Source organism: Rodentibacter caecimuris (assembly GCF_001019715.1).
Lineage (GTDB): Bacteria > Pseudomonadota > Gammaproteobacteria > Enterobacterales > Pasteurellaceae > Rodentibacter > Rodentibacter caecimuris.
The window spans coordinates 1,577,991-1,599,454 of record NZ_BBXJ01000001.1; the positions used below are offsets into that span (position 1 = coordinate 1,577,991).

At 37.4% G+C, this 21,464-nt stretch carries 25 protein-coding genes, 1 tRNA gene and 2 pseudogenes; 15 read left to right on the top strand and 13 right to left on the bottom strand.

Going from position 1 to position 21,464, the window contains the following annotated elements; genetic code table 11:
- Positions 1-521: 521 nt before the first annotated feature.
- From PNEUHYL_RS07720 to mobH, 3 genes are all read right to left on the bottom strand, one after another.
- Positions 522-597 (bottom strand) — tRNA-Lys (locus tag PNEUHYL_RS07720).
- A 256-nt stretch (positions 598-853) separates the two neighbouring features.
- Positions 854-1,573 (bottom strand): tyrosine-type recombinase/integrase, encoded by a 720-nt coding sequence (locus tag PNEUHYL_RS07725; RefSeq protein ID WP_077664032.1) that lies wholly within the window; start codon positions 1,571-1,573, stop codon positions 854-856.
- Between the two features lie 187 nt (positions 1,574-1,760).
- Complete coding sequence (gene mobH, locus PNEUHYL_RS07730) at positions 1,761-3,734, bottom strand: MobH family relaxase (protein WP_192844406.1); 1,974 nt, start codon at positions 3,732-3,734, stop codon at positions 1,761-1,763.
- A 199-nt stretch (positions 3,735-3,933) separates the two neighbouring features.
- On the opposite strand from mobH, the gene PNEUHYL_RS07735 reads away from it, so the two are divergent.
- The 4 genes from PNEUHYL_RS07735 (at position 3,934) to vapC (ending at position 6,378) form a co-directional block, all read left to right on the top strand.
- Positions 3,934-5,046 (top strand): AAA family ATPase, encoded by a 1,113-nt coding sequence (locus tag PNEUHYL_RS07735; protein ID WP_059366807.1) that lies wholly within the window; start codon positions 3,934-3,936, stop codon positions 5,044-5,046.
- An 8-nt stretch (positions 5,047-5,054) separates the two neighbouring features.
- Positions 5,055-5,525: a type II toxin-antitoxin system VapC family toxin gene (locus tag PNEUHYL_RS07740; RefSeq protein WP_059366810.1), complete on the top strand. Its 471-nt coding sequence runs from the start codon at positions 5,055-5,057 to the stop codon at positions 5,523-5,525.
- A 221-nt stretch (positions 5,526-5,746) separates the two neighbouring features.
- The gene (gene vapB, locus PNEUHYL_RS07745; protein ID WP_059366815.1) at positions 5,747-5,980 is read left to right on the top strand and encodes a type II toxin-antitoxin system VapB family antitoxin; all 234 of its coding nucleotides are present in this window, start codon (positions 5,747-5,749) and stop codon (positions 5,978-5,980) included.
- The gene (gene vapC, locus PNEUHYL_RS07750) at positions 5,980-6,378 is read left to right on the top strand and encodes a type II toxin-antitoxin system tRNA(fMet)-specific endonuclease VapC (RefSeq protein ID WP_059366817.1); all 399 of its coding nucleotides are present in this window, start codon (positions 5,980-5,982) and stop codon (positions 6,376-6,378) included. Before vapB ends, vapC begins: the two co-directional genes overlap by 1 nt.
- Positions 6,379-6,538: 160 nt before the next feature.
- On the opposite strand, the gene PNEUHYL_RS07755 is transcribed toward vapC, so the two are convergent.
- Positions 6,539-6,844: a hypothetical protein gene (locus PNEUHYL_RS07755; protein WP_059366819.1), complete on the bottom strand. Its 306-nt coding sequence runs from the start codon at positions 6,842-6,844 to the stop codon at positions 6,539-6,541.
- Between the two features lie 232 nt (positions 6,845-7,076).
- Here PNEUHYL_RS07755 and PNEUHYL_RS13980 point away from each other — a divergent pair.
- The 6 genes and pseudogenes from PNEUHYL_RS13980 to PNEUHYL_RS07780 all read left to right on the top strand — a co-directional run.
- Positions 7,077-7,133: pseudogene (locus PNEUHYL_RS13980) on the top strand (DUF551 domain-containing protein); the annotation flags it as partial.
- 42 nt (positions 7,134-7,175) lie between these two features.
- Entirely contained in the window at positions 7,176-7,448 is a 273-nt protein-coding gene (locus PNEUHYL_RS07765) for a hypothetical protein (protein WP_059366821.1), read from the top strand.
- Between the two features lie 32 nt (positions 7,449-7,480).
- Positions 7,481-7,765, top strand: coding sequence for a hypothetical protein (locus PNEUHYL_RS07770; RefSeq protein WP_059366823.1), 285 nt, complete (start codon positions 7,481-7,483; stop codon positions 7,763-7,765).
- Positions 7,766-7,794: 29 nt separating this feature from the next.
- A complete protein-coding gene (locus tag PNEUHYL_RS13760; RefSeq protein ID WP_255204583.1) occupies positions 7,795-7,929 on the top strand; it encodes a hypothetical protein in 135 nt (44 codons plus the stop codon).
- A gap of 85 nt (positions 7,930-8,014) precedes the next feature.
- On the top strand, positions 8,015-8,392 hold the full coding sequence (locus tag PNEUHYL_RS07775) for a hypothetical protein (protein ID WP_059366825.1): 378 nt from the start codon (positions 8,015-8,017) through the stop codon (positions 8,390-8,392).
- Positions 8,389-8,586 (top strand): hypothetical protein, encoded by a 198-nt coding sequence (locus PNEUHYL_RS07780; protein ID WP_059366827.1) that lies wholly within the window; start codon positions 8,389-8,391, stop codon positions 8,584-8,586. Before PNEUHYL_RS07775 ends, PNEUHYL_RS07780 begins: the two co-directional genes overlap by 4 nt.
- Positions 8,587-8,665: 79 nt before the next feature.
- Here the strand turns inward: PNEUHYL_RS07780 and PNEUHYL_RS07785 are convergent, their stop codons facing one another.
- The 5 genes from PNEUHYL_RS07785 to PNEUHYL_RS07805 all read right to left on the bottom strand — a co-directional run bounded on the left by PNEUHYL_RS07785 (position 8,666) and on the right by PNEUHYL_RS07805 (position 12,202).
- Positions 8,666-9,433, bottom strand: coding sequence for an N-6 DNA methylase (locus tag PNEUHYL_RS07785; protein WP_239690365.1), 768 nt, complete (start codon positions 9,431-9,433; stop codon positions 8,666-8,668).
- Positions 9,434-9,503: 70 nt separating this feature from the next.
- Positions 9,504-10,238: a hypothetical protein gene (locus PNEUHYL_RS07790; RefSeq protein ID WP_059366829.1), complete on the bottom strand. Its 735-nt coding sequence runs from the start codon at positions 10,236-10,238 to the stop codon at positions 9,504-9,506.
- A 113-nt stretch (positions 10,239-10,351) separates the two neighbouring features.
- The gene (locus PNEUHYL_RS07795) at positions 10,352-11,290 is read right to left on the bottom strand and encodes an ArdC family protein (protein WP_059366835.1); all 939 of its coding nucleotides are present in this window, start codon (positions 11,288-11,290) and stop codon (positions 10,352-10,354) included.
- A 243-nt stretch (positions 11,291-11,533) separates the two neighbouring features.
- Positions 11,534-11,779 carry a hypothetical protein gene (locus PNEUHYL_RS07800; RefSeq protein WP_059366838.1) on the bottom strand — a complete coding sequence of 82 codons (246 nt, stop codon included), beginning with the start codon at positions 11,777-11,779 and terminating at the stop codon, positions 11,534-11,536.
- A gap of 84 nt (positions 11,780-11,863) precedes the next feature.
- Positions 11,864-12,202 carry a hypothetical protein gene (locus PNEUHYL_RS07805; protein ID WP_059366841.1) on the bottom strand — a complete coding sequence of 113 codons (339 nt, stop codon included), beginning with the start codon at positions 12,200-12,202 and terminating at the stop codon, positions 11,864-11,866.
- A 377-nt stretch (positions 12,203-12,579) separates the two neighbouring features.
- Here PNEUHYL_RS07805 and PNEUHYL_RS07810 point away from each other — a divergent pair, with 377 nt between their 5' ends.
- Genes PNEUHYL_RS07810 through PNEUHYL_RS07825 form a run of 5 tightly spaced genes read left to right on the top strand, consistent with a single transcriptional unit; the run spans position 12,580 to position 16,428 of the window.
- Entirely contained in the window at positions 12,580-13,011 is a 432-nt protein-coding gene (locus tag PNEUHYL_RS07810) for a TIGR03757 family integrating conjugative element protein (protein WP_239690366.1), read from the top strand.
- A gap of 5 nt (positions 13,012-13,016) precedes the next feature.
- Positions 13,017-13,979, top strand: coding sequence for a TIGR03756 family integrating conjugative element protein (locus tag PNEUHYL_RS07815; protein ID WP_059366843.1), 963 nt, complete (start codon positions 13,017-13,019; stop codon positions 13,977-13,979).
- Positions 13,980-13,997: 18 nt separating this feature from the next.
- Positions 13,998-14,210, top strand: a complete 213-nt coding sequence (locus PNEUHYL_RS13455) for a hypothetical protein (protein ID WP_077664054.1) — start codon at positions 13,998-14,000, stop codon at positions 14,208-14,210.
- Positions 14,210-16,003, top strand: a complete 1,794-nt coding sequence (locus PNEUHYL_RS07820) for an integrating conjugative element protein (protein WP_418066650.1) — start codon at positions 14,210-14,212, stop codon at positions 16,001-16,003. The genes PNEUHYL_RS13455 and PNEUHYL_RS07820 overlap by 1 nt, the downstream gene beginning before the upstream one ends.
- A gap of 11 nt (positions 16,004-16,014) precedes the next feature.
- Positions 16,015-16,428 (top strand): hypothetical protein, encoded by a 414-nt coding sequence (locus PNEUHYL_RS07825; RefSeq protein WP_059366850.1) that lies wholly within the window; start codon positions 16,015-16,017, stop codon positions 16,426-16,428.
- On the opposite strand, the gene PNEUHYL_RS07830 is transcribed toward PNEUHYL_RS07825, so the two are convergent.
- From PNEUHYL_RS07830 to PNEUHYL_RS07850, 4 genes and pseudogenes are all read right to left on the bottom strand, one after another.
- The gene (locus PNEUHYL_RS07830) at positions 16,340-16,783 is read right to left on the bottom strand and encodes a hypothetical protein (protein WP_239690368.1); all 444 of its coding nucleotides are present in this window, start codon (positions 16,781-16,783) and stop codon (positions 16,340-16,342) included. The two genes, PNEUHYL_RS07825 and PNEUHYL_RS07830, sit on opposite strands and share 89 nt — an antisense overlap.
- A gap of 111 nt (positions 16,784-16,894) precedes the next feature.
- Positions 16,895-18,057 (bottom strand): annotated as a pseudogene (locus PNEUHYL_RS07840) (SEL1-like repeat protein).
- 114 nt (positions 18,058-18,171) lie between these two features.
- Entirely contained in the window at positions 18,172-19,338 is a 1,167-nt protein-coding gene (locus PNEUHYL_RS07845; RefSeq protein ID WP_059366857.1) for a DUF6396 domain-containing protein, read from the bottom strand.
- Complete coding sequence (locus PNEUHYL_RS07850) at positions 19,338-21,464, bottom strand: phospholipase D-like domain-containing protein (protein WP_059366859.1); 2,127 nt, start codon at positions 21,462-21,464, stop codon at positions 19,338-19,340. The genes PNEUHYL_RS07845 and PNEUHYL_RS07850 overlap by 1 nt, the downstream gene beginning before the upstream one ends.

The window sequence follows — 21,464 nt, forward strand, 5'->3', positions numbered from 1 at the left end:
GCGTTTGATTATAAAACATACTATAATCTTTGTTAATATTTATACAAAGCAAATTAAACTCGTATAGTAATATTTTCATTTCCCTTAGCTTCTTTTGATGTACTGTATAAAAAATATTTAAGCCTTTTGACTTTTTCAGATAAGACCTTTCTCTTGGGAAAAGCTACCTTTATTACATCACTGGGGAAAAATATGATATTCAAAGAGAGGGGATATGAGTAATTTTTAGCTCACAAAATTAACGCAAAGATCGTGATGAATTAGAGGCAGGAAAAAGGAATCCTTTTGGAACAAGATAAAGTATATACACAAGCTACAATTGAAAACGCTATCAGAGAACTACGTAAACTAGAGCCTACTTTAATACGGAGCCCCAAAAGTAATTCTTTCGCAAAGAGCTGTTTAATGATAAGTGCAAAACACAGCAATACTGACCGTATTCATACTATTAGCTTTAGCACATAGCTAACAAACAGAAAAGATAGATTTTTATAACTGAATTAAGCTTTGAAATAAAGACTTGGTGGGTCGTGAAGGATTCGAACCTTCGACCAACGGATTAAAAGTCCGCTGCTCTACCGACTGAGCTAACGACCCAAGAGTAGGATTTTAAAGGAGTTTTTAATAAAACTAAGGTTTTATTAAATGGTGCCCGAAGCCAGACTTGAACTGGCACGCCTCGAAAGGCGAGGGATTTTAAATCCTTTATGCTATTTTCTTAAAAAAATACCGCACAGACTTATCATCAAATTTGCACGATGAAAATAAAAAAGATCCGTTAGCAGTAAAACAACACTGCCAACGGATCTAATTCTACACTTTTTATACTGCTTGTAAAGCCTTTATTCTAATTCTAATACACCGAATCTAATGCTGAACGAAGATCTTCTGGGTCTTCTTCAATATAACTCATCGTCACTTTCAAATCTGAATGCCCTAATATTCGTTTTACATCGTAAATACTCGTTTTATTTTTTATCAGTTTTGTTGCCAAAGTATGTCTAAAACGGTGAGGAGATACCTTACAACGAATCTCTTTAGATAACACATAAAAAATATGAGATAGCTGATTGTTAGTCATCATTTCACCTTGACGATAATTTGTTGTTGAAAATCGATTTACATTAAAAAATTGAGCATTCTCACCGTCCCCTGTTCTTTTTAACTCGTCAGCTATCTTCTCAAAGTCAGTAAACAGTATCTGCGGAATAGGAATTTCGTGGTATTTATGATTTTTGTTTATGTGCGACGGGATACAAATTATTTTTCTTGACAAATCAATGTCCTTGACTCTCAATTTCACAAGTTGAGCACGTCGAATTCCTGTGTATTTTAATACGTTAATCAAACATAAAATAAACCACTTGGGTTTTAAACGGGAAGGAAGATTTTCTTCGCTTTTGAAAAGTAAATCTATTTTCTTAAAAATAGTTTCATCTAAGACTTTTCGAGAAGTTTTACCTTCTCTCACCATCATTTTTTTTAGTGGGTTATCCTTGTTTTCTATAAGGCTCTGCTCGATGGCAAAATTATAAAGGCTTTTCAAATGCCGACAATAATTATTCCATGTCACCGGCTTAATTCTAAATAAAACTTCCGCCCTCCAATGGACTACATCAGCTTTTGTTAGTGTGTGCGGCGATTTGTCAGGATAAAATTTTAATAGTTGATTGACGACCTTTTGATAGGCTTTCTTAGTGTCTGGTCTGAGTTCACGAAATAAAAAAATTGAGTTAATAATTCATTAAAATTTGAAACTGTCATTGAATATTTCCTTTTAGTTTTAACCAGTGATTATTAAATACCGGTTTATTTCCTACAAAGAGCTTTACATCTTCAATAATATACCCACTCAATGAAGATGTTTTTTTCTGTCCAATCACATCACAAGACCAAATGTTCCAAGAATCCCCATCTGCATAAAAGCGCTTATGGATACCTAGATCTTGAAATTCTTTTTGTAGAAATTCCCAATCCTCTTGCTTATCGCTCCCCAACTTCTCTCGTGTATATAACTGAAATATAGCCGGTGTAACCATAAACAAATGGTTTTCTACAAAGTGTAATTTTGCATCAGGTTTATTAATGTGAATGGACTTGCCTATAATACCCTCTTTTACCCATTTAATAAATTTTTCAGTTGTTAATAAGTCACCACTGTCTATTGCCTTATCCTTAATTTTTACTTCTGAAATCGGGCTTTTTTTACTTTTTGGCTTTTTCTCACTCCCTACACTACTTATTTCTTCTTTCAATAATGTTGTATCCTTCTCTGTTTCAGGTAATTTTTCTTCCACTGTTTCAAGAGTTATATTATCGGATTCGTGGAAAGATGAAGTCATTGATGAATTATTTTCATCCAGTGTAGGAAATAAGTTTAAGTAAGAGCCAAATGGATCTTGTTCTGATTCAGGTTTTATATTGTTATCATTTGTACCAGTATTTAATGTAACATTTGATGTGATGTTAATATTACTTAACGAAAACTCACCGGCATCATCATTGTTCTTAATTAATGCTTCAGTTGTCTCATTAATTCCTAACGTAACTTCTTGTATTTTATTTTTACCTTCCTTATCCGTTACTGTGACAAGTCCATCGAATAAAGGTGGGCGACTGTCAATGCCTTCCCATATAACGTTGGGAGATATCTTGAGTAATGTAAATGGCTCAGGTGGCTGCCATCCACTGTTAGAGGCAATTTTTCCATACCATATCGCTGTATTTTCAGGCGTTGCTTCAATTAATTTATTTGCCTGTAATTCATCAAATACACGGCTATTTTGAGCCGGAACAGAGATACCTTGCTGCATTAAATAAGCTCTGACTTTATCCGTTGTACTTTTACTTAACACCCATAGTCCTTCATTGGTTAGCCATCCTTCCCCTCCACCTTTAGGTGCATTCAATTTCATATTTTTGATGACTTCTTTTAGTGCAATATGAAGTTGTTTTGCAAATGAGATCTGAACTTTTTCGCCAATTTTTTGAATATTCCCACCAAGTGCCATTGTCACGCTAATTTGATCTGCTTTTTGAATAATATCCGCTAAAACACCGGCTTTATCTGAATGTCCACTAATAAAGTACATTAATGTGGAAAAAGCTACCGGAAATTCAGCTAACCAATCCAATGCTTCTTGCGGAATAAATTGTTGTGCAAATACCCCCCCTATGACAGGGTGAAGTGAATAATCTCGGGATTTAATATAACGGAAACGATATGGGCTATCTATTTTCCCTTTCCAAGGAAACCAACGTCTTTGATCTTCTAAAATAACTTCGACATCGACCGCTGTTTTCCCTAGGTCATGTAATAATGCTGCATAAATGACAACAGCAGTCCATACATCTCTTTGTTTAGCTTGTTCTTCGGGAGGAGAGTTTGGCGGTAGAACATAATTTTGTCTTAATTTTGCAGCAATAGACAATACTTCCAATCCATGATCAAGCATCCCCCCATTATGGGCATGATGATGACTTTCTGATGCAGGAAGTAATTGAACAATTTCAGCATACCGTTCTATTGGGTTACGATAAAGCGTATCAAACATTTTGGGTGTCATGGATACATTCTGCCAAATATCGGTTAAATACCGCTCTCTTAGAGGTGTATTAAGGAGTTCCGAAGCTGATAATGGTTTATACCACCCTTCAGTGATAGATGTGTTTTTCTCAGTCTGTGTTTTTTGAGGGGGCATTATACGTAGTGCAGTGATGAGCTTTTTGAGCATTTCTAATGATAGCTTGTTAATGTTTTGCCTATTACAACAAGAACGCAATAATGAGGTAAAGCAGAAAGTTAATGCAATTTCATTTTGATTTTTTTATACTAACCTAAAGGCTTTACAAGCAATAATATAGTGTATTCCAATTGGGAAAATTACCTTTAATAAACTAAAATCCAGCTTATAGATAAAGACAGAGGTTAATATGAGCAACCTAAAAGTAAATAAAATTCCTTCAGCTTATGAATTTTCTGGAGTGAAAGGGATTGAACGATTATCTATTAATCTTGACCCTAATAGTAAAATTAATGTTTTTATTGGGAATAATGGAGTTGGTAAAACAAAAGCATTGGAATGTTTATATCAATCCCTGTTATTTTCCAATGAACAATATTTCCTAGATAAGATTACTTTTCAAAACATTAGGTCAAAGTTAGTATTTAAAAATGCCAAAATTAATGACATTTTCTTTTGGAAAAATTCATCAAATGACACTCTTCAAAACATTAATAAGATTGTATCATTCCCTATTATTTATATTCCTGCACAAGAAAGAGGATATATTAATGATAAAAACATTGAAAGCATAAAACCCTTAGGAAAATATCAAGAAAGGAAAAGAGAGTATTTTGAAAATATATATAAAAACATGAATAATCCTAATAATACTTCTATTACAGAATGGTTTATTCAACGAGCCATGTCTACTAATGAATACCAAACTGGAATTGATAATAGAGAGATTGAGCTGCTATCCATTCTTAATATTTTGAATAAAATTGATAATCGCATTAGTAATGATAAAAAATCTTTTTCTATACCAGGGGGAAACTCTGTTGAATTTACAATAGATGGGCAAAAAAGAAATTTACAAGAACTTAGCACTGGATTTACTTCCTTAATTAGAATCGTACAATCCATAGTATCCGGCTATTCATTTTTCACAAATTCAACTGATATTGAAAATGAAATGGGCGTTGTGTTAATTGATGAAATTGAAAGCCATTTACATATTAGTTGGCAAACAAGGATATTGCCTATACTGAATAAAATTTTCCCCAACACCATCTTTATTGTTGCTACGCATTCGTCATTAGTATTATCTCAGTTATACAACGGTAAAGCATATCAATTAGTTAACGAAAATGGCATTGTTAAAAATAAAGAAATTTCTAACCCAAGCAATGAGGCATTTGTTGATTTACTCTCTACTGCATTTAACGTCAATTTAAATAAAATTAAACTAGATAACATTCAAGCTGAACGCTCTGAAAAACAACAAAATAATTTATTTGATACTCTAGGAATAACTAATTAGGTAGGGATATGAAGAAAATCTTATTAGATACCAATAAAATCATCAATATTCTAAAAGGTAATCCTGACGATATTGGATGGTTTAAACAACAATATGAATTTGATGATGTTATTTTCTTTACTACGCCATTAATTCGACATGAAGTTTTACGATTTTATGATTATTCCAAAGAAAGTAAGGTGGAATATGAGAAAGCAGAAAAATTTTTATCCGGATTGGAAATTATTAACATTGATAAGGCGATTACAGATATAGCGACTGATATTTTTAGATATGAGAAAACACAATATCCTGAACGCTATCAATCACAATCTGATGGAACGGAAAAACGTTTAGATAAATATAATTTTGATACCATGTATGTTTCTACGGCAAAATGTTTTGAGTTAGATACACCATCAAATGATGGAGATATACCTAAAATTTTGTCACTATATGACGAGATGATATCTTATAAGGTAGAGGAAAAGGCTCTTTAGCCTTTTAGCCCTTTTGCCTTTTCGGGTAAGCCCGTTTCCCCTGGAAACGGATTTACCCTTGAAAACTTCCCCTTGCCCGTAGGGCCCCTTGGCTTTTTCCTTTTTAAAGGTATAAATTTCACCCCTTATAATCTTATTATTTTACTTGATACATACTTCTTTTATTATGAAAGAATCTGGTATATACTGCACGTAGATACATTAAAGTTAAGGAGTTTATTATGCAAGAAGCCTCTATCTTTATGACAAATAAAAGCCAAGCTGTACGCTTACCTACTAATGTTCGTTTTGCTGACTCGGTAAAAAAAGTGATGGTGCGCGTGATTGGAAATGAACGTATTCTTACGCCAATTGATCAAACCTGGGATAGCTTCTTTTTTTCTGATAATCATGCCAGTGAAGATTTTATGACAGAGCGTGAATCAAGTATTCAACCTGAACGAGAGTCATTCTAGTGCTAAAATATATGTTGGATACAAATATTGTCATTTATGTGATCAAACATAAGCCAGTGCAAGTCGCCCATATTTTTAATCAACATGCAGGGAAAATGTGTGTGAGCAGCATTACTGTTGCCGAACTTTATTATGGCGCAGAAAAAAGCCAATTTCCTAATAAAAATCTAAGAATTGTTGAAGATTTTTTATCTCGTTTAGATATTTTACCCTATACAGAAAAAGCGGCTGCACATTTTGGCAATATAAAAAGCACATTATCAAAACAAGGTGCATTGATTAGTGAAAATGATCTTCATATCGCTTCGCATGCCCGTGCAGAAGGATTAATTCTTGTATCAAATAATCTACGTGAATTTGAACGGGTTGAGGGATTAAGACTAGAAAATTGGGTTTAGTATTTATTTTTTAGATTGATAGGGTAAATGTCCCCTCGGCCATTAAATACAGCAGGGACTCGCAGAGTGCTCCTCAGCCAGCTTATAATGAGCAAGTAGAGGATTTTAGGCAGCGGCTAGAAAACAATGGGGAGTTTAGCTCCCCATCATTTTATCTTATTTATTCTCCATCCATTTCTTCTAAAGTATCATAATCGCTATTATTAACTTCAACTGTCTTATCTTCTGTATCATCATTATTATTGTCATCATTTAACTCGGATTCTAAGGCTTGCTTATCCATTTCACTTAAAAACTTCCAATAATTACAGATTAACTCATTTTCACCATACTTCTCCCATACGCCGGGATAAAAATATTCTGCTTCAACATGGCAAATGCCTCCTTCATGCGGATCGCGAATGTTAGTAAAAGCAATTGAAATTTGAGTCAGGCTTATCACAAGTAGCAAAAAGTAATTTTTCATTATCTAGGTAGTGAAAATTATATCTCTATCAATGGTAAGCTGCTCACATCCAATCTAACAGCTTTATTCATATTCTTGTTAGTTTGAATTTAAACTCTCCTCAATTTAGAAATAATTTATCACTGCTATTTTTGTTCAGAACTTTATCATCAAGTCTAGAAACTTTGAATGAGGTTTTTAGACAGTCTAAAAACTATCAAAGGGTAAGATCTTAGACTAGCAATACTAGGTAAGCTATAAAATAACACACTGGCAACCTTTGCCGGCACCTCCGCAGGATAATACCTAATATATTAGGTGAAATTCTTTAAATTTTGGTAAGGATATAACAATGAAAGATAAGAATTTTTCTGAAGTGATAGATATAAGTCCTAATCATACTCTTGTAGTGGGGACAATAAGGAAAGGAAAAACAACCGATATTTTTAAACAGTTATTGGATGAAAAAGAAGATGATGAAATACCTAAGCCTATTATTGGTGATCGTGTAATTCCTTATTCTTCATTTCATGAAATTGAACAAGATGATAAAACAAAGCGTAAAGTTACAGAAATTGTTAAGCAAAATTGTAACACTAAAATAACTTTACTGATTAAAGAATAGAATGTTAAGTTTTGACTACAAGGAGACAAAATATGGAGAAAATTATAATCCGATTCAACTATTGTCCAGCAGATCGCGAAATTCAGTTAGCTAATATAGATAAACTAAAATTAGTGCTCTATTTATGTGAAATGAAATTGGAAAAAGGAATTGATTTACCTTTTAAAGAGGTAACAGTGATAGGTACAGATTACATATCTGATAATGATGAATACTTAAGAAAAAAATTAGGACGAATCCTGAATCAATCTAGAAAAATAGGGGTTACTTGCAATATTTGGGAAAAATGGGAGCAAAGCCCATCTGATTTTTCTTAATTAGAGTTAAGTTTTGAATAGGAGAAAACATGGAAACTGCATCTTTGATTCTACTCGGAATCGCTGTTTTTCTACTTGGTATAGGCAATATGATCTTAGCAAGAAGAGTAAGCAAACTTGAAAATGACCTTACCAAACTAAAAATCCCACTGAAAAAGTTTTAAGTTTTGAAAAAACTGGAAAGGTTAAAATATAGATGGTAGAGCTGGAATAATAATCCCTTTAGGAAGGGATGAATCTGGAAATTTAATGTTCAATTATATGGGACACAAATTCAAGGCTATTAAACAAAAAACAGTCACTAAGACAAAACCTTACTTTAGTAAATTAGAAAAAGCACTAGGGTTTATCTTTATTATATTGATATTTGTTTTTTCTATATTAGTCTTTATTGGAAAAACTAATATAGGATTAGTATTATCACTTTGTATATCTATGTGCTGCTTTGGATATTTACCAATCCAAAAGCACATCAAAATAAAAGATTTTGAATATGAGAAAGATGTATTAAATGAAGCAAAAGAATACTTAGAAAATTTAGATTCAAAGAAAGTTATAGATAGCAACATTGGGGGAAATGTTAGCTCAATGTCAGGAATCGTTTTTACTAAAAGAAGAAAATTATGAATTATGGTTTAATAGCAATCTTATTATTTTTAATATCAACCAACTTAATACGTGGATTAGAAGAAAAAAATAAAAAAGAAAAAATAAAAACAATCTTACTTTTTCTTTGCTTCTTTCTTCTCGTTGGTGCATTTATGGTGTATTTTAATATTGCTATAAATGACTTATTAGAAAACCCAATAATAAAAAAATAAATCAATAGATAATATAAATAAAGCCTAGTGAATTTTAATTCACTAGGCTTTTTAGCACTAAATAGCGTGTATTTGATTTTTAATAAAACATCGGTTCACTTTCCCAATCAATTTCAAATGGCAATTCTTCTACTGGTTCAGATTCAATTTGTTGAATTTCTGGTTCAGTCTCTAAATCTGCACATGCTAATTTATTGTCCCAGTTCCCCCATAGATGAGCTGTTATGTATAAATGATGATAAACCTCATTTTTTAGGGTATCCCCAATTATCACTTCGCCCGGTATATGTAAAAGTGTCATTTGGATATAACACATCATCGCAGCGGTAAAATCCAAATCTCGAGCTTGTACCCACATCTGTTGCTGAGGATTAAATGATTCTCGACGTAAATAATTATAGGATTCTATAATCATCACACCGGAGCCGCACGTTGGCTCTTGCAACGTGATAAATCCACGTCGTTGAATTAATTCATGACAATTGGATAATGTCATTGTGGCCATCGCGTGTGCAACATGGCTCGGTGTGAAATGCTGTGCTTTATATCTATCGCCGAGCTCTAAGCCCATAAACACCGAACCTAAAAAATCATAGGTCTTGTTTTCAAGGGCTTCTACCACAATCACACTAAGCTCAACTAACTTTTGCTTTTCGTCATCTGTGTAGTGACCTAAAGCCGTCTGATAACGCTGTTTTAGCGCCTCATCCGCTGACTCACCATACAAAACCAGATAAAATTCAAGTCCCAAAATGGTGATGAAGTCGTAAAATACCTCTGAACGCCGGTAATGAGGCGCAATTGATTTAAAAAGTGCGGTAAATTTTTGTTCAAAATTCATATCCATAGATTGCTCCTTAATAAAATCAGGGAGCAATCCTTGAGGATAACTCCCCAAGGGATAAAATAATTAAAGGTTACTTTTCATCACCGTCGATATAATCAAATACATCGTAAGCGAAATTCCCAACTTCCGAATACTCACCGAAGTATTGGTACGAAAAAATCTTGTCTTTAAAATGTATTTTCCCGGCGTAAAATCCATTTATTGAAAAATACTCAAACACCCACTCTACATGAGGAAAACGTTGACAAAGTAATTCAAACCAGACTTTGGGTTCTGAACAAGTCGTGTCAAAGAAACAAATCACTTCCTTTCCCTCGTCATCAATCAGTCGAGTCTCTGCATTGAGATTGGTTCCCCAATGTTTTTCATGCCAATCGTGACCTGTCTCCTGACCGAATTGAATCAGGTTAGCAACATATTGCCGACCTAATTTCAAATCCAAACAGTGTTTGAATTCTCTCTCGTTATCTTCCATAAACCATTTAATCAGCTCCCCTATTGTTTTGATGTTGTGATGTTTAATCTCCATCAACAAGTGCGCAACATTTGCGTCCTCATCATTAAAGTGACCTTGAATAAATGACTCTCTGAGTGGGGTATCTTCCGGTAACATCAATAATATTTGTGCTCGAGTGGCATCATCCGTAAACGGTATACTGAGGGATTCAGGACATACTTCCAATGCATTAAAATCCACTTCTAGGTCACCTGCGCGGGAATGTTTTCCAAATAAAAAAGGTTTAATGGCATCAATTTCCGCTTTAGAACCGCAAACTGTTAATTTATTTTTACACCAATCAGGCATATTTACTCCTTGTTTGTATATAAGCAGGGAGCAAGCCTCATAGGGCGTTTACTCCCTATGGGATGGAAAAAATGCGGTCAAATTTGACCGCACTTTCAGAAAGTAAAAAAGGATTAAGCAGCAAGACATGCTTCTTGATTGAATTTATCAATCAAATATTGTGTTGCTTCCCGCGCTTGAGAAGACGCACGAAAAATCGCTTTCTTATCGGATTTCAATGCTTGAATCCAATTATCGATATAGGCCGCATTTTGTGAGATGTCATTACGAACATAAAAGTGCGCACAAGTAAATGCGCTGGTCAGTTCTGCAACCAATTCCTCAAATGCATAGCGTTTAGAACCAAATTTATCAAATCTGGCGACACCATCACGATTTAACCGGTCTTGATGTCCGGTAGCATGGCCACACTCATGTAAAAGTGTAGCGTAGTAATCGTCAGCGGTTTCAAATTTTTCAAAATCCGGCATCACGATACAATCACGCTTAGGTATATAACAAGCCCGGTCTTGTGCTTTGTTATATAACTGCATCCCCATCTTAGCGGGTAACACGTCTAAATCCGGGCGTGGACTCATCTCTGATGAAGTTTCCGGTGCCGGAAAATCTTCATAGTATTCTTCTAGCCCATCACATTGTTCAATGTTGAACACATGATGGCCACGAATAAATACCGATGATTTCATTTTCGGCTCACCGTTTTCATCAAAGATAACATTGCCGGCTTCATCTTTCTCTTCAAACTGATTTTGTTTGTAGAAAATAATGATCGTACTTTTCTCACCGGTTCGAACTTGTCCGCCTAGATGATTTGCCCCTTGAAATGTTACCCACTTACGTTGAGTAAAATTTTTACGAATGGCACTCATCCAAAGCAATAACACGTTAATACCGGAATATTGACGTCCACTTTCACCGTTACACGGAATAGCCATTTGTGGCCAACCGCTATCCCAAGGTTTCTGCCAAGGCATCGTACCTTGTTCTAACGCCTCGACAATTTGGTCTGTAATTTGTTGATATAAGTCTTTAGGTTGAGTTTGTTTTTTCATGGCTGTTCTCCAAAATAAAGGGAACAGTCTCCCGATGGGAACTGTTCCCATCGGGGTAAAATTTGCCCGAACTTAAAAAGTGCGGTCAAAATTCGTTATGAATAAAGATTCTCCTCCTAGAAACGCATTCTCAAAGAGGCAATGAAAAAAGCCTTAATCCCTTAATATAGTAGGATTAAAGGCTTTGGTAAAAAGTGCAAAAATTAAATCAAGTATGATTTAATGCCTACTTATCAGCACTATTTATCCTCTTACAGTTAAAATAGTGCTACCTTGACGGTATAGCGAGACTGTAAAAAAGTGAAATCGCTGCCCATACTCATTTGGAATCGAGAAAGCAAAACGTGCAACGTCACTTCCTTCATCTCTTGATTCCCAAGCAAGACGAGCCTGCTCAGAAAATTCATTGATAAATGATGAATTACGATGAGGTTGCATCTTTGCACTTTTAAACAAATCCAGGCAAGAATGATGGAGTGAAATTTTCATTTGTATTTCCCCTAAATGATATGAGGAAATACATTTCCTTGAGGAAATCTATTCCCTCTAAGGAAAAACCGAAAGGTTAATGAATTAACGAATGAAGAACCAATATCCCATCATCGACATACCGATAGCAACCCCTATCAATAACATCATGATTGCAAATTTGATTCTGCTCCGTTTAAGACGTAAACATTCCTGCTCATGCTCAATTTCACGCGAATGATACATCGCTTCAAAGTGTTCACCTTGCTCATGAAGACGTCTTTCAACATCATCCTCAATACTTTGGTGAATACCTTGAGATACGCCTGAAATTTTATGACGGGCAGAAACAACAACTTTACCCAGTAACCGCCCTAAAATATTTGATTTAGGTTTTGGTTCGGAAAATGGATCAAAGGTTTCAATAGATGGTGAATTGTTCATAATGAACTCCTAGTTAAAGAAGTCCAAAGAGAAGACGCGCCCTATTAGGAATCGCGTTCCCTAATGGACGGTTAAGATGAGTATAAAGTGCATTCCTGCCAACAGCAGAGTCCTTTTCAGAATGCTGAGGATCATTTTTGAATCCTATTCACCGCAGTGAATACACAACCTTCTAGATTCCGGTTGCCTTCTTTGCTACCAACGATAGCGAAAGTTAATGTTGATTATTAATATTTTATTTTTTGCTTCAATTTTTAATTAAATTTTTCTCAAGGAGAATTTAATTCTCCTTATTTTGAATAGAGTTTCCCGTTTCTTTTTTTGATTAAAATTCTTAACTTTACCCTACCGAAAACCACATTCAATCACTTAATACTATGCGAAAAAATATTCTTTTTCTGCTGACTTTATTTTTTACGATGAGTGCATCGGCTTCTTTACCTGCTCATATTGAGGTAAATGCTTATACCACAAGTTATTACCCAATCAAGAACCGTCAATTAGCCACACATGTTTACCATCTCGATCAAGTCGAACTGCTCGAAGAACAGCTCAGTCATCATTTGAGTACAAATCCTCAAATTGCTGAAACTCAAATTCGGCAAAAAATGCAATCTTCAGCATGGAAACAAACAGAACAAGCCCTGGCTGAGGCTTATATCGGTGTGACAGAGGGTTGGAAAAACGGTATCACTAAAGTCCCCGCCATCTTATTTACCCATCCTGAGACCAGACAAAGTGCGGTTATTTATGGCGAAACAGATATCGCCAAAGCACTTCAATTTTACCAACAACATGAAAATAGATAAGCGCAATGAAAAAACGATATTCATCATTAGTTATATATGGATTAGCCTCTACTATCGCCGGTGTAAGCCTTCCGCCAATCTCTTACGCTATAGAAGGCCGCTCAATTAATACGGCAACCATTGCCTCATCCTCCGCATCTCCAAATTGTGCGGACTATAAGGTTGTGGGAATGTGCTATTGGCTTTTCTGTACTCAGTTCGGCTGTAAAGTACGCACTTCAACAAAAGTACATCATTTCATTCCTGAAATGGTTGTTTCAACCTATAACCATGATAATCAAAGTCCTTGGACTGAAATGAAAATGCTGAATCAAGGTGCAAAAGGCGGCGGCTATCAATCTCTGACACAGGGAAAATATACTCAGCTTACTTTTAAAAATGCGGAAGCAATCGGGCATCCCGGCGGGTTATTTTTAAACATGATTAGCTCTATGGGGTATTCCTGCGAAAGCCAAACAACACCTTATGTTCCATACTTTCTCAGTGCACTCGATTACTTTGCTTGGCGTTATAACATGCCGGAAATGTTTTATCCGGAAGCACTTACGCCCGGTATGAGAGAAGTGAGTAAAAGCGGGGATATGTGGGGAAACCTCTTCCCACGTGGCGGTTATGTTTCACAAGTTCACGACTACAAAGCCTCTGCAGTTGTTGCACAACGTATCGCAGATATCGTCAGCCGTGATGGACAATTACACGTTTATCTCCCGGCAACAGCAAAACAGCGTGATGGTTACTGGCCTCCGAAAGAAGTTAAAGAAGGCGATGAAAAGACACATAAATGGCAAATGTTAAGCCCTAGGACACAAAATACCTGTGCCATATTTCCCGACGGTTTTACAACTGATGCTTATGGTGACAAGTTATCTAATCAAGAAAGCTACAGCTGGGCATTATGGCGACCTTATGCTTGCTGTAAACGACGTGGACAAACTTTTTTAGGTAGTGTTGATTGGATGAGTTATTAATTATTAAGGAACTAACCTATGAAAATGAAATTAACCCCTATTGCTTTTAGTTTATTTCTCGGTGTACTCAGCTCAAGCTCAAATGTGGTATACGCAACAGGCTACGCTCAAGGTTCGGTATTATCCGATAAAGTGTTCTATCAAATTGGCGGAGGATCAGCCATCATGCCGCCCCCTTCTAAAAAAGAATGCATGAATATTCTGTTGGGCTTGGATGGAAAACAAACCTGATGTGCGGTAATTTTGATATGAAAACGACCGTAAAAAACCAATTAAACGGTATTACAGAAGGTTTCAAAGATCTTTATAGCAACGTGATTGAATCGGCTACCGGTGCGGTTGCAAGCCTTCCGGCAATGATCATCCAGCGGGCTAACCCTCAACTTTACGATATTCTCTCAAATGGGTTGTATCAAGCAAAAATCGACTTTGATTCATTAAAAACAAGCTGCGAAGAAATGTCGAACAAGCTTGCCGATCACGTCCTTGATAATAAATGGCTTGAGTCCGCAAAGCTTGAAAATTTCAAAAATATTGTGTCGTCCGAAACAGATGCTAAAAAAGCGAAGAAAAAATCAGAGCAAGAACTTGGCAAAAAAGGGCAAACTTGGATTGGCGGAGAAAAGAAAGGCGGAGAAGGTCAAGACCGTATTGAAGTACTCAAAGATGTCGTTGAATCCGGTTTTAACATTTTACAAGGCAGAAATGTACTGGATAAAAGTAAAGTACCGGAAACGCAATGTGATGGAATGCTCTGCACGGAATGGAACACGCCTGAACAAGCAGCTGAATGGGTGCGTGATGTATTGGGGGATAAATCGCTCTCAACCTGCGAAAGCTGTGGGACACCACCGACTTCGACAAAAGCCGGTACAGGATTAGCCCCTAAAATTGAAGATGAAACTGTCAATGTCATGACTCATTTCCAAGGTGTATTAAATAGTGACAATATTACCGGTGCACAATTAGCGAGTATTAGTTCAACAACAATGCCAATTACGCGTAGCCTGGTTGAATCTCTTCGAGAAGATCCGGATGCGGTTGTACTTGCAACCCGGCTTTCTCAAGAAGTCGCTATTTCAAGAACGATTGAAAAAGCACTCGTAGCCCGTCGGATGATTCTTGCAGGTATGCGAGAGCCTAATGTGAGTACTAATACGATCGCTCAAGAAGAATTAACGGCAAATTTGACCGCACTTGATCGTGAAATTGAACAAGTCAAATTGGAAATGGATATTCAAAAATCCCTTACCAATAACACGGCAATGGCCATCTTAAATAACCGGATTAATGAAGCACAAAGTGCGGTTGAAAGTAACAGTTCGGATGATTCTGACAGTAAATTCAGAAACCTGACTAAAGAATACGGTACAAATAACCTTGATAACCGTAACGGTCAAAACTTTAAAGCTAAGGATCGTCAGATTGTGCTCCCGATTCCGAGTGGCACCTCAGGTGGACTGGGCAATATTAATGGACATTATAATGGTACAGCTTCAAATACAACCGGAACAGGTTTCGGCTCAATACCTTCAGGAAGTTATAATCGTGTGGCAACCATCACCGGCAGTGCGTTAGAGCAAGCCACCGGACTCCTTAAAAACTTTGAAGGCTATCGTAACACTGCTTACTGGGATGTTAATGCACACCGTGCCGGCTATGGTTCTGATACGATTACTAAAGCAGATGGTACCGTCGTTCGGGTGACGAAAGATATGAAAATTGATCGTGCAGATGCTGAACGTGATTTAGCCCGTCGTACTCAAGAGTTTGCCAATACTGCAAGGCGTAATGTGACGACTGAAGTATGGAATAAACTCACCCCAAATGCACAAGCCGCATTGACTTCTTATGCTTACAATTACGGTCATGTTACACAAGATGTTGCAGACGCTGCCCGACGTTCAGTACAATCCGGCAATATGAATGAGTTAGCCAGTGCAGTTAGAAATCGTCAAACCAATAATAATGGTATCAATGCACGTCGTCGCAACCAAGAAGCAGATTATATTTTAGGATTGTAAAAGGAGCATATATGAAAAAACTACTCACTATCGCAATGTTAAGTATGAGCACTCTCCCAGCTATCGCTGCTAATAACACGATATTTTCTTGTACAACCAATAGTGGTAACCCCGTGACTATTACCAAAGTTGGAAATGATTATGAATTTGTATATGGCAACACAACCTTTAAAAATCCAGCCAAAGAGGTTTTTGCAAACGAAAATTCTTATATTGCTGCTGGTTCAGGTTTTATTACCAACTCTCTCGAACTTAAAAATAAAGGTGAACGTTACGTGGTTGAATTTGTGCAACCTCGCAGTTCAAAATCAGTTGAATCGCCTATGCTTTATGTGTTTAAAGGCGAAAAAATGGAGACCTTTCAATGTAACACGAGCGGTCTTGTCCATAATCTCGAACAACGCAGCATGAATGCTTCACCTTAGTTTTATCTCTATCCTCCCAGAAAAGCGGCATTAAGCTGCTTTTTTGTTTCCAAACTAAATAGTGTAAATCATGATAAAGGGCATAGTTATACAATTGTTGGGTTTCCGCCGAGAGCTCGGGTTTATCTTCGTGTTTGCAGACGAACGCTAGATTTGCCTGTAATTGTTCCATTTTTTCCATCTTGGTTTTTCTCGCTTGATATTTATTTATATAATCTTCAATAATATTGGTTGAAGGTGAATGCCCCGTACCACCCAAATCAATCCCGTTGAAGAAACGATAGCCTGCCCAAATCGCGACAACAATAAGGGCGATTACACCAATCACTAACCATTTAAAAATACGTGCTATCATTCATCACTCCGAAAAATCACAAGGCAAAAATAGACAATATCCTTATAAAACGCACTAAAAAATAACCGCACTTTTAAATTGTTCAGCCTAAAAGTGCGGTTAATTTTTCCGTTATTTTTTCGGTTTTTTCGGCAGACCCGTTTCTAAATCTAACCCATTATCCACTCGAACGCCTGCCTGATTTGCCAGTTTCATCATTAATGCCTCACTTGGTTTTGGCGGAGCTTCCCCCTCATACCAACGCTGAAAGGCAATTTTGCCATCCCATTCCGGCAAGGGGGCAGGCGGCAATGGTACAATATCGTCGAGATCGGGGACTTTGGGTTGGAGGTAGTCTTTATAGGCTAAATATTTCCAAATCATGTCATAACGTCTAGCACGTTCCGGATCTTCCTTAAGATTTAAAGCAGCTAAGTATTTTTCTTTTCTAGTATTACTAAATACTCCAACTAAAACATTTGCGGAAAGAGCACTACCATTTTTTACACCTTGATGAAACGCTCCCAGTGCTTTTTGATATTCTTTCTTTCAAGCCCAATACCTAACATAACTGACGCTTTACCTAATCCTTGTTCCGAAGCGCAAGCTAACAGCTGGTCATAAATTTTTAAACGTAGCGGTCTTGTTTCTTCATCGTTAATATCTGTCAGAATATCTCCAACAACATACTGCGCTTCCCGACTGCCTAAATCCGCCGCCTTTCTTAAATAAGCATACTTGCCGTCTTTTTCGGTACGCACGCCATACCCCACATCTAAATAACCGTACAGATTGTAATAAGCGGTGGCAGGCAGTTGTTTTGCCAACTCTTCATTGAGATTATGCACTTCCGTTTGCGGCATATCGGCACTGATTCGTCCGCTTTTTAATAAGTATTGCAAGCGAATATTGGCTTTATAATCGCCGTTTAGTGCTGCAATGCGGTAATACCTCGCTAATCCGTTCCATACCGCATCGCCCCGTTTGCCCGTCCACATATTGTGCAGGTCGTGGTACAACGCATAATTATACAGTTGTTGGGTTTCCGCCGAGAGTTCAGGTTTTTCTTCGTGCTTGCAGACAAATTCCAGACTTGCCTGTAATTGCTCCATTTTTTCCATTTTGTTTTTTTCCGCTTGATATTTATTTATATAATCTTCAATAAAATTGCTTGAAGGTGAATGCCCCGCACCGCCCAAATCGATTCCATTGAAGAAACGAGTACCTACCCAAATCGCGATTACAATTAAGGCGATTATGCTAATCACTAGCCATTTTAAAATTCGTACCATTATTAATCACTCCGGAAAATCACAATGAGAAAATCTCATCCGTAAAACACTAAAAACACATTAAAAAACAACCGCACTTTTAAATTGTTCAGCCTAAAAGTGCGGTTAACTGTTCCATTATTTTTTCGGTTTTTTCGGCAGACCCGTTTCTAAATCTAACCCATTATCCACTCGGACGCCTGCCTGATTTGCCAGTTTCATCATTAATGCCTCACTCGGTTTGGGCGGGGCATCGCCTTCATACCAACGCTGAAAGGCAATTTTGCCATCCCATTCCGGCAAGGGAGCTGGCGGTAACGGCACAATATCGTCAAGATCGGGAACTTTAGGTTGGAGGTAGTCTTTATCATAAAGATAATCGCCGATAATTTTATAGCGACGAGATCTTTCACTATCTTCTTTAAGGTTTAAATCATCTAAATATTTATTTTTTCTTTTATTATTAAAAACTTCTGATAAAACATTACCAGAAAGTTCACTGCCATTTTTTACACCTTGATGAAATACTTCCAGTGCCTGTCGATATTCTTTCTTTCTTTCCAATCTAAGCCCTAACATTTCTGAAGCATCGCCTAATCCTTGTTCCGAAGCACAAGCGCGTAGTTGATTAATCTGTTTTATTCGTATTTCTAATGTATCGTCATCATTAATTTTACCTAATATATCCGCCACAACATACTGTGCTTCCCGACTCCCTAAATCCGCCGCCTTTCTTAAGTAAGCATATTGACCGTCTTTTTCGGTACGTACCCCATATCCTACATCTAAATAACCGTACAGATTGTAATAAGCGGTTGCAGGTAGCTGTTTTGCCAACTCTTCATTGAGATTATGCACTTCTGTTTGCGGCATATCGGCACTGATACGTCCGCTTTTGAGTAGATATTGCAAGCGGATGTTGGCTTTATAATCTCCGTTCATCGCTGCTATGCGGTAATACCTTGCCAAGCCGTCCCATACCGCATCGCCTCGTTTGCCCGTCCACATATTGTGCAGGTCGTGGTATAACGCATAGTTATACAGTTGTTGAGTTTCTGCCGAGAGTTCGGGTTTCTCTTCGTGTTTGCAGACAAATTCCAGACTTGCCTGTAATTGTTCCATTTTTTCCATTTTGTTTTTTTCCGCTTGATATTTATTCATATAGTCTTCAATAAAATTGCTTGAAGGTGTATGCCCCGCACCACCCAAATCAATCCCGTTGAAGAAACGATTGCCTGCCCAAATCGCGATTACAATTAAGGCGATTATGCTAACCACTAACCATTTAAAAATACGTGCCATCATTAATCACTCCGACTAACCGTTGGATCCGCCCGATAAAATTCCCGTAGAGCGCATTCTGGAGAAGTTTTTAATTCTACCGCCTCTTTATTTGCTCTCATTAATTCTCTCCATTTTCTAAATGCCTCTTTCGCCACCGCATAATCATGCATATTATCCGGATTCGCCTCTCTGTTTTTATTGGTGTGCAAATCCCATAAGCGTTTGCGTAACCCTTCCGCTACTTCGCCACATTCCATAATAATGCCTAGCTCCGTGTCCACCTGCATACTCCTTGTGTTGAGATTTGCCGAGCTGATAACGGTAAACACATCGTCCATAATGGTGACTTTGGAATGTACATAAACTTCTGTTAATGTCTCGTTGCCTTTGCTGTCTTTGTAGCTATGCACATATTTGCCGTGCTCATCTTTTGGCATTAATGTGCAAATATGCGCTTTAATCCCCGGTGTATCACTGATTTCATAGCCTAGTTCTTTGGTGAGGTTGGTTTCCTCTTGGCTTAATTCTTGATTTTCAATGGGATTTGCCTCTTGGCTGTTTGGGTTATTTGTTTTTTTGGCGTTCTGTTCCCCTTGTTTTTTCTCGGCTTCACGCTGTTTGGCTTTGAAATCGGCAAGCTCTTTTTCAAGACGTTGAATTGCTTGTTCGTTGGCTTGATACTCCGCCTCCGCCGCCGCTTTTCCCTCCGGGCTAGGCATTTGTCTTACCTTATTGTACAAAACTGGCCGAATGACTTTGCGATTACCTAATTCCAGTTCCAGCTCTTGACGTTTAATCGCTCTCGCCACGCCCGGCATCACCTCTTGTTTGCCCAATAATTTAAACATTTCATTGGTGGTGTACGTGCCTTTGCCAATGCCTTCATCGGAAGAATTCGTTACGGTAAACCAGTGTATCGGTCCTTCAGCCCGTCCGCCACTTTTCAGTTTTTCCCAGTGGGCGATAAATTCCCGTACTAACGGTGGAAAACGAAAATACTGATTTTCGGTGTAAAGATAACTGGTGGTCTGTTTAATATTTTTTAAATAGACTTTCATAATGTCTTCGACATCCGGTTGGTCATAGGTACGCAGGATTTGCGCCATCAACAGTTTACTGTCTTCAACCAGTGATGGATTAGGCGGATAATCTTCTCGGGTCAATCCATTACGCTGTGCCGTTAAATTGCTCTCAACAGCATCCCCACCCCATTGCATATTATTTTTTCTATCCCAAGATTGACAAAAATTGTGGTTAATATCCCACAGCACTTGACCTGTCACAATGCTGGAGACATCTTGAAGTGGTGTTGGGCTGTTTTTACCTTGATTCGGCGCAGTTGTTTTTAGCGAATGTTCACCGGTATCCCAATAGTTATCTACCATGTTATGTTCTAACACAAAACCTACGGCAACGTCAGGTTTGTCATAATCAATTAACACTGTTTTTTGATGGTGGGAAGGCGCATATTTGAGTGCAACTTCAGCACCTCCCGGTAAGGTTGTATCTTTATAATGATTATTCTGCGTTGCAACCTGACGGTTTTTATACACCAAATTTGTTCTTTTCGCCGACTGGGTAAATTCAACCAGTTTTTTATGCTTTTCTATTTCGTGAGCTTCCCATACATGGATAACCCCATCCGTTTTTGCCGTCGTAATGGCATTACCCAAACGTCCTCGAATCGCGTCAAACCACCAATGGTCATAGTTAGTCTGCTCGTCCGTCACGCCTTCAACTTTATTTTTAAAAGGTACCTGCGGTTTATTACCGAGATTAGCCTCTGACCATGTTTGCACATGACCTGCCATACTCCACACCAAAATCCGAACTTTCACCCCTTCAAGCGCTTTTTGAATCAATAAATCACCAATACAAGGCGAGTGACCGTCCCGTTTAAAATGCATAGACGGCTGAAAGCCCCAAATCGCAATATCAATAGAGGATTTGGCATTTTCAATTCTGTTATGCAACTCTTCAAAGGCTTCTTTGCCGTTGACTAAAGCTTTAAAGGTCGCCGGCACCGGTTGGCTACGGGTTCCATTGTCAAATTTTTCCGCATTCTCTAAAAACCAACTAAAATTGATGGTCGAACACAATTTATATTTCGTTGTGGGGACACGAATGATTTTACCGTTATCTGACAT

What these genes read in the sequence shown, in the direction of transcription:
- mobH (WP_192844406.1), bottom strand. Translation starts at nt 3,734, where the DNA reads ATGCTCAAAAAGCTCATCACTGCACTACGTATAATGCCCCCTCAAAAA.
- PNEUHYL_RS07735 (WP_059366807.1), top strand. Translation starts at nt 3,934, where the DNA reads ATGAGCAACCTAAAAGTAAATAAAATTCCTTCAGCTTATGAATTTTCT.
- PNEUHYL_RS07740 (WP_059366810.1), top strand. Translation starts at nt 5,055, where the DNA reads ATGAAGAAAATCTTATTAGATACCAATAAAATCATCAATATTCTAAAA.
- vapB (WP_059366815.1), top strand. Translation starts at nt 5,747, where the DNA reads ATGCAAGAAGCCTCTATCTTTATGACAAATAAAAGCCAAGCTGTACGC.
- PNEUHYL_RS07755 (WP_059366819.1), bottom strand. Translation starts at nt 6,844, where the DNA reads ATGAAAAATTACTTTTTGCTACTTGTGATAAGCCTGACTCAAATTTCA.
- PNEUHYL_RS07765 (WP_059366821.1), top strand. Translation starts at nt 7,176, where the DNA reads ATGAAAGATAAGAATTTTTCTGAAGTGATAGATATAAGTCCTAATCAT.
- PNEUHYL_RS07770 (WP_059366823.1), top strand. Translation starts at nt 7,481, where the DNA reads ATGGAGAAAATTATAATCCGATTCAACTATTGTCCAGCAGATCGCGAA.
- PNEUHYL_RS13760 (WP_255204583.1), top strand. Translation starts at nt 7,795, where the DNA reads ATGGAAACTGCATCTTTGATTCTACTCGGAATCGCTGTTTTTCTACTT.
- PNEUHYL_RS07775 (WP_059366825.1), top strand. Translation starts at nt 8,015, where the DNA reads ATGTTCAATTATATGGGACACAAATTCAAGGCTATTAAACAAAAAACA.
- PNEUHYL_RS07780 (WP_059366827.1), top strand. Translation starts at nt 8,389, where the DNA reads ATGAATTATGGTTTAATAGCAATCTTATTATTTTTAATATCAACCAAC.
- PNEUHYL_RS07785 (WP_239690365.1), bottom strand. Translation starts at nt 9,433, where the DNA reads ATGGATATGAATTTTGAACAAAAATTTACCGCACTTTTTAAATCAATT.
- PNEUHYL_RS07790 (WP_059366829.1), bottom strand. Translation starts at nt 10,238, where the DNA reads ATGCCTGATTGGTGTAAAAATAAATTAACAGTTTGCGGTTCTAAAGCG.
- PNEUHYL_RS07795 (WP_059366835.1), bottom strand. Translation starts at nt 11,290, where the DNA reads ATGAAAAAACAAACTCAACCTAAAGACTTATATCAACAAATTACAGAC.
- PNEUHYL_RS07800 (WP_059366838.1), bottom strand. Translation starts at nt 11,779, where the DNA reads ATGAAAATTTCACTCCATCATTCTTGCCTGGATTTGTTTAAAAGTGCA.
- PNEUHYL_RS07805 (WP_059366841.1), bottom strand. Translation starts at nt 12,202, where the DNA reads ATGAACAATTCACCATCTATTGAAACCTTTGATCCATTTTCCGAACCA.
- PNEUHYL_RS07810 (WP_239690366.1), top strand. Translation starts at nt 12,580, where the DNA reads ATGCGAAAAAATATTCTTTTTCTGCTGACTTTATTTTTTACGATGAGT.
- PNEUHYL_RS07815 (WP_059366843.1), top strand. Translation starts at nt 13,017, where the DNA reads ATGAAAAAACGATATTCATCATTAGTTATATATGGATTAGCCTCTACT.
- PNEUHYL_RS13455 (WP_077664054.1), top strand. Translation starts at nt 13,998, where the DNA reads ATGAAAATGAAATTAACCCCTATTGCTTTTAGTTTATTTCTCGGTGTA.
- PNEUHYL_RS07820 (WP_418066650.1), top strand. Translation starts at nt 14,210, where the DNA reads ATGTGCGGTAATTTTGATATGAAAACGACCGTAAAAAACCAATTAAAC.
- PNEUHYL_RS07825 (WP_059366850.1), top strand. Translation starts at nt 16,015, where the DNA reads ATGAAAAAACTACTCACTATCGCAATGTTAAGTATGAGCACTCTCCCA.
- PNEUHYL_RS07830 (WP_239690368.1), bottom strand. Translation starts at nt 16,783, where the DNA reads ATGATAGCACGTATTTTTAAATGGTTAGTGATTGGTGTAATCGCCCTT.
- PNEUHYL_RS07845 (WP_059366857.1), bottom strand. Translation starts at nt 19,338, where the DNA reads ATGATGGCACGTATTTTTAAATGGTTAGTGGTTAGCATAATCGCCTTA.
- PNEUHYL_RS07850 (WP_059366859.1), bottom strand. Translation starts at nt 21,464, where the DNA reads ATGTCAGATAACGGTAAAATCATTCGTGTCCCCACAACGAAATATAAA.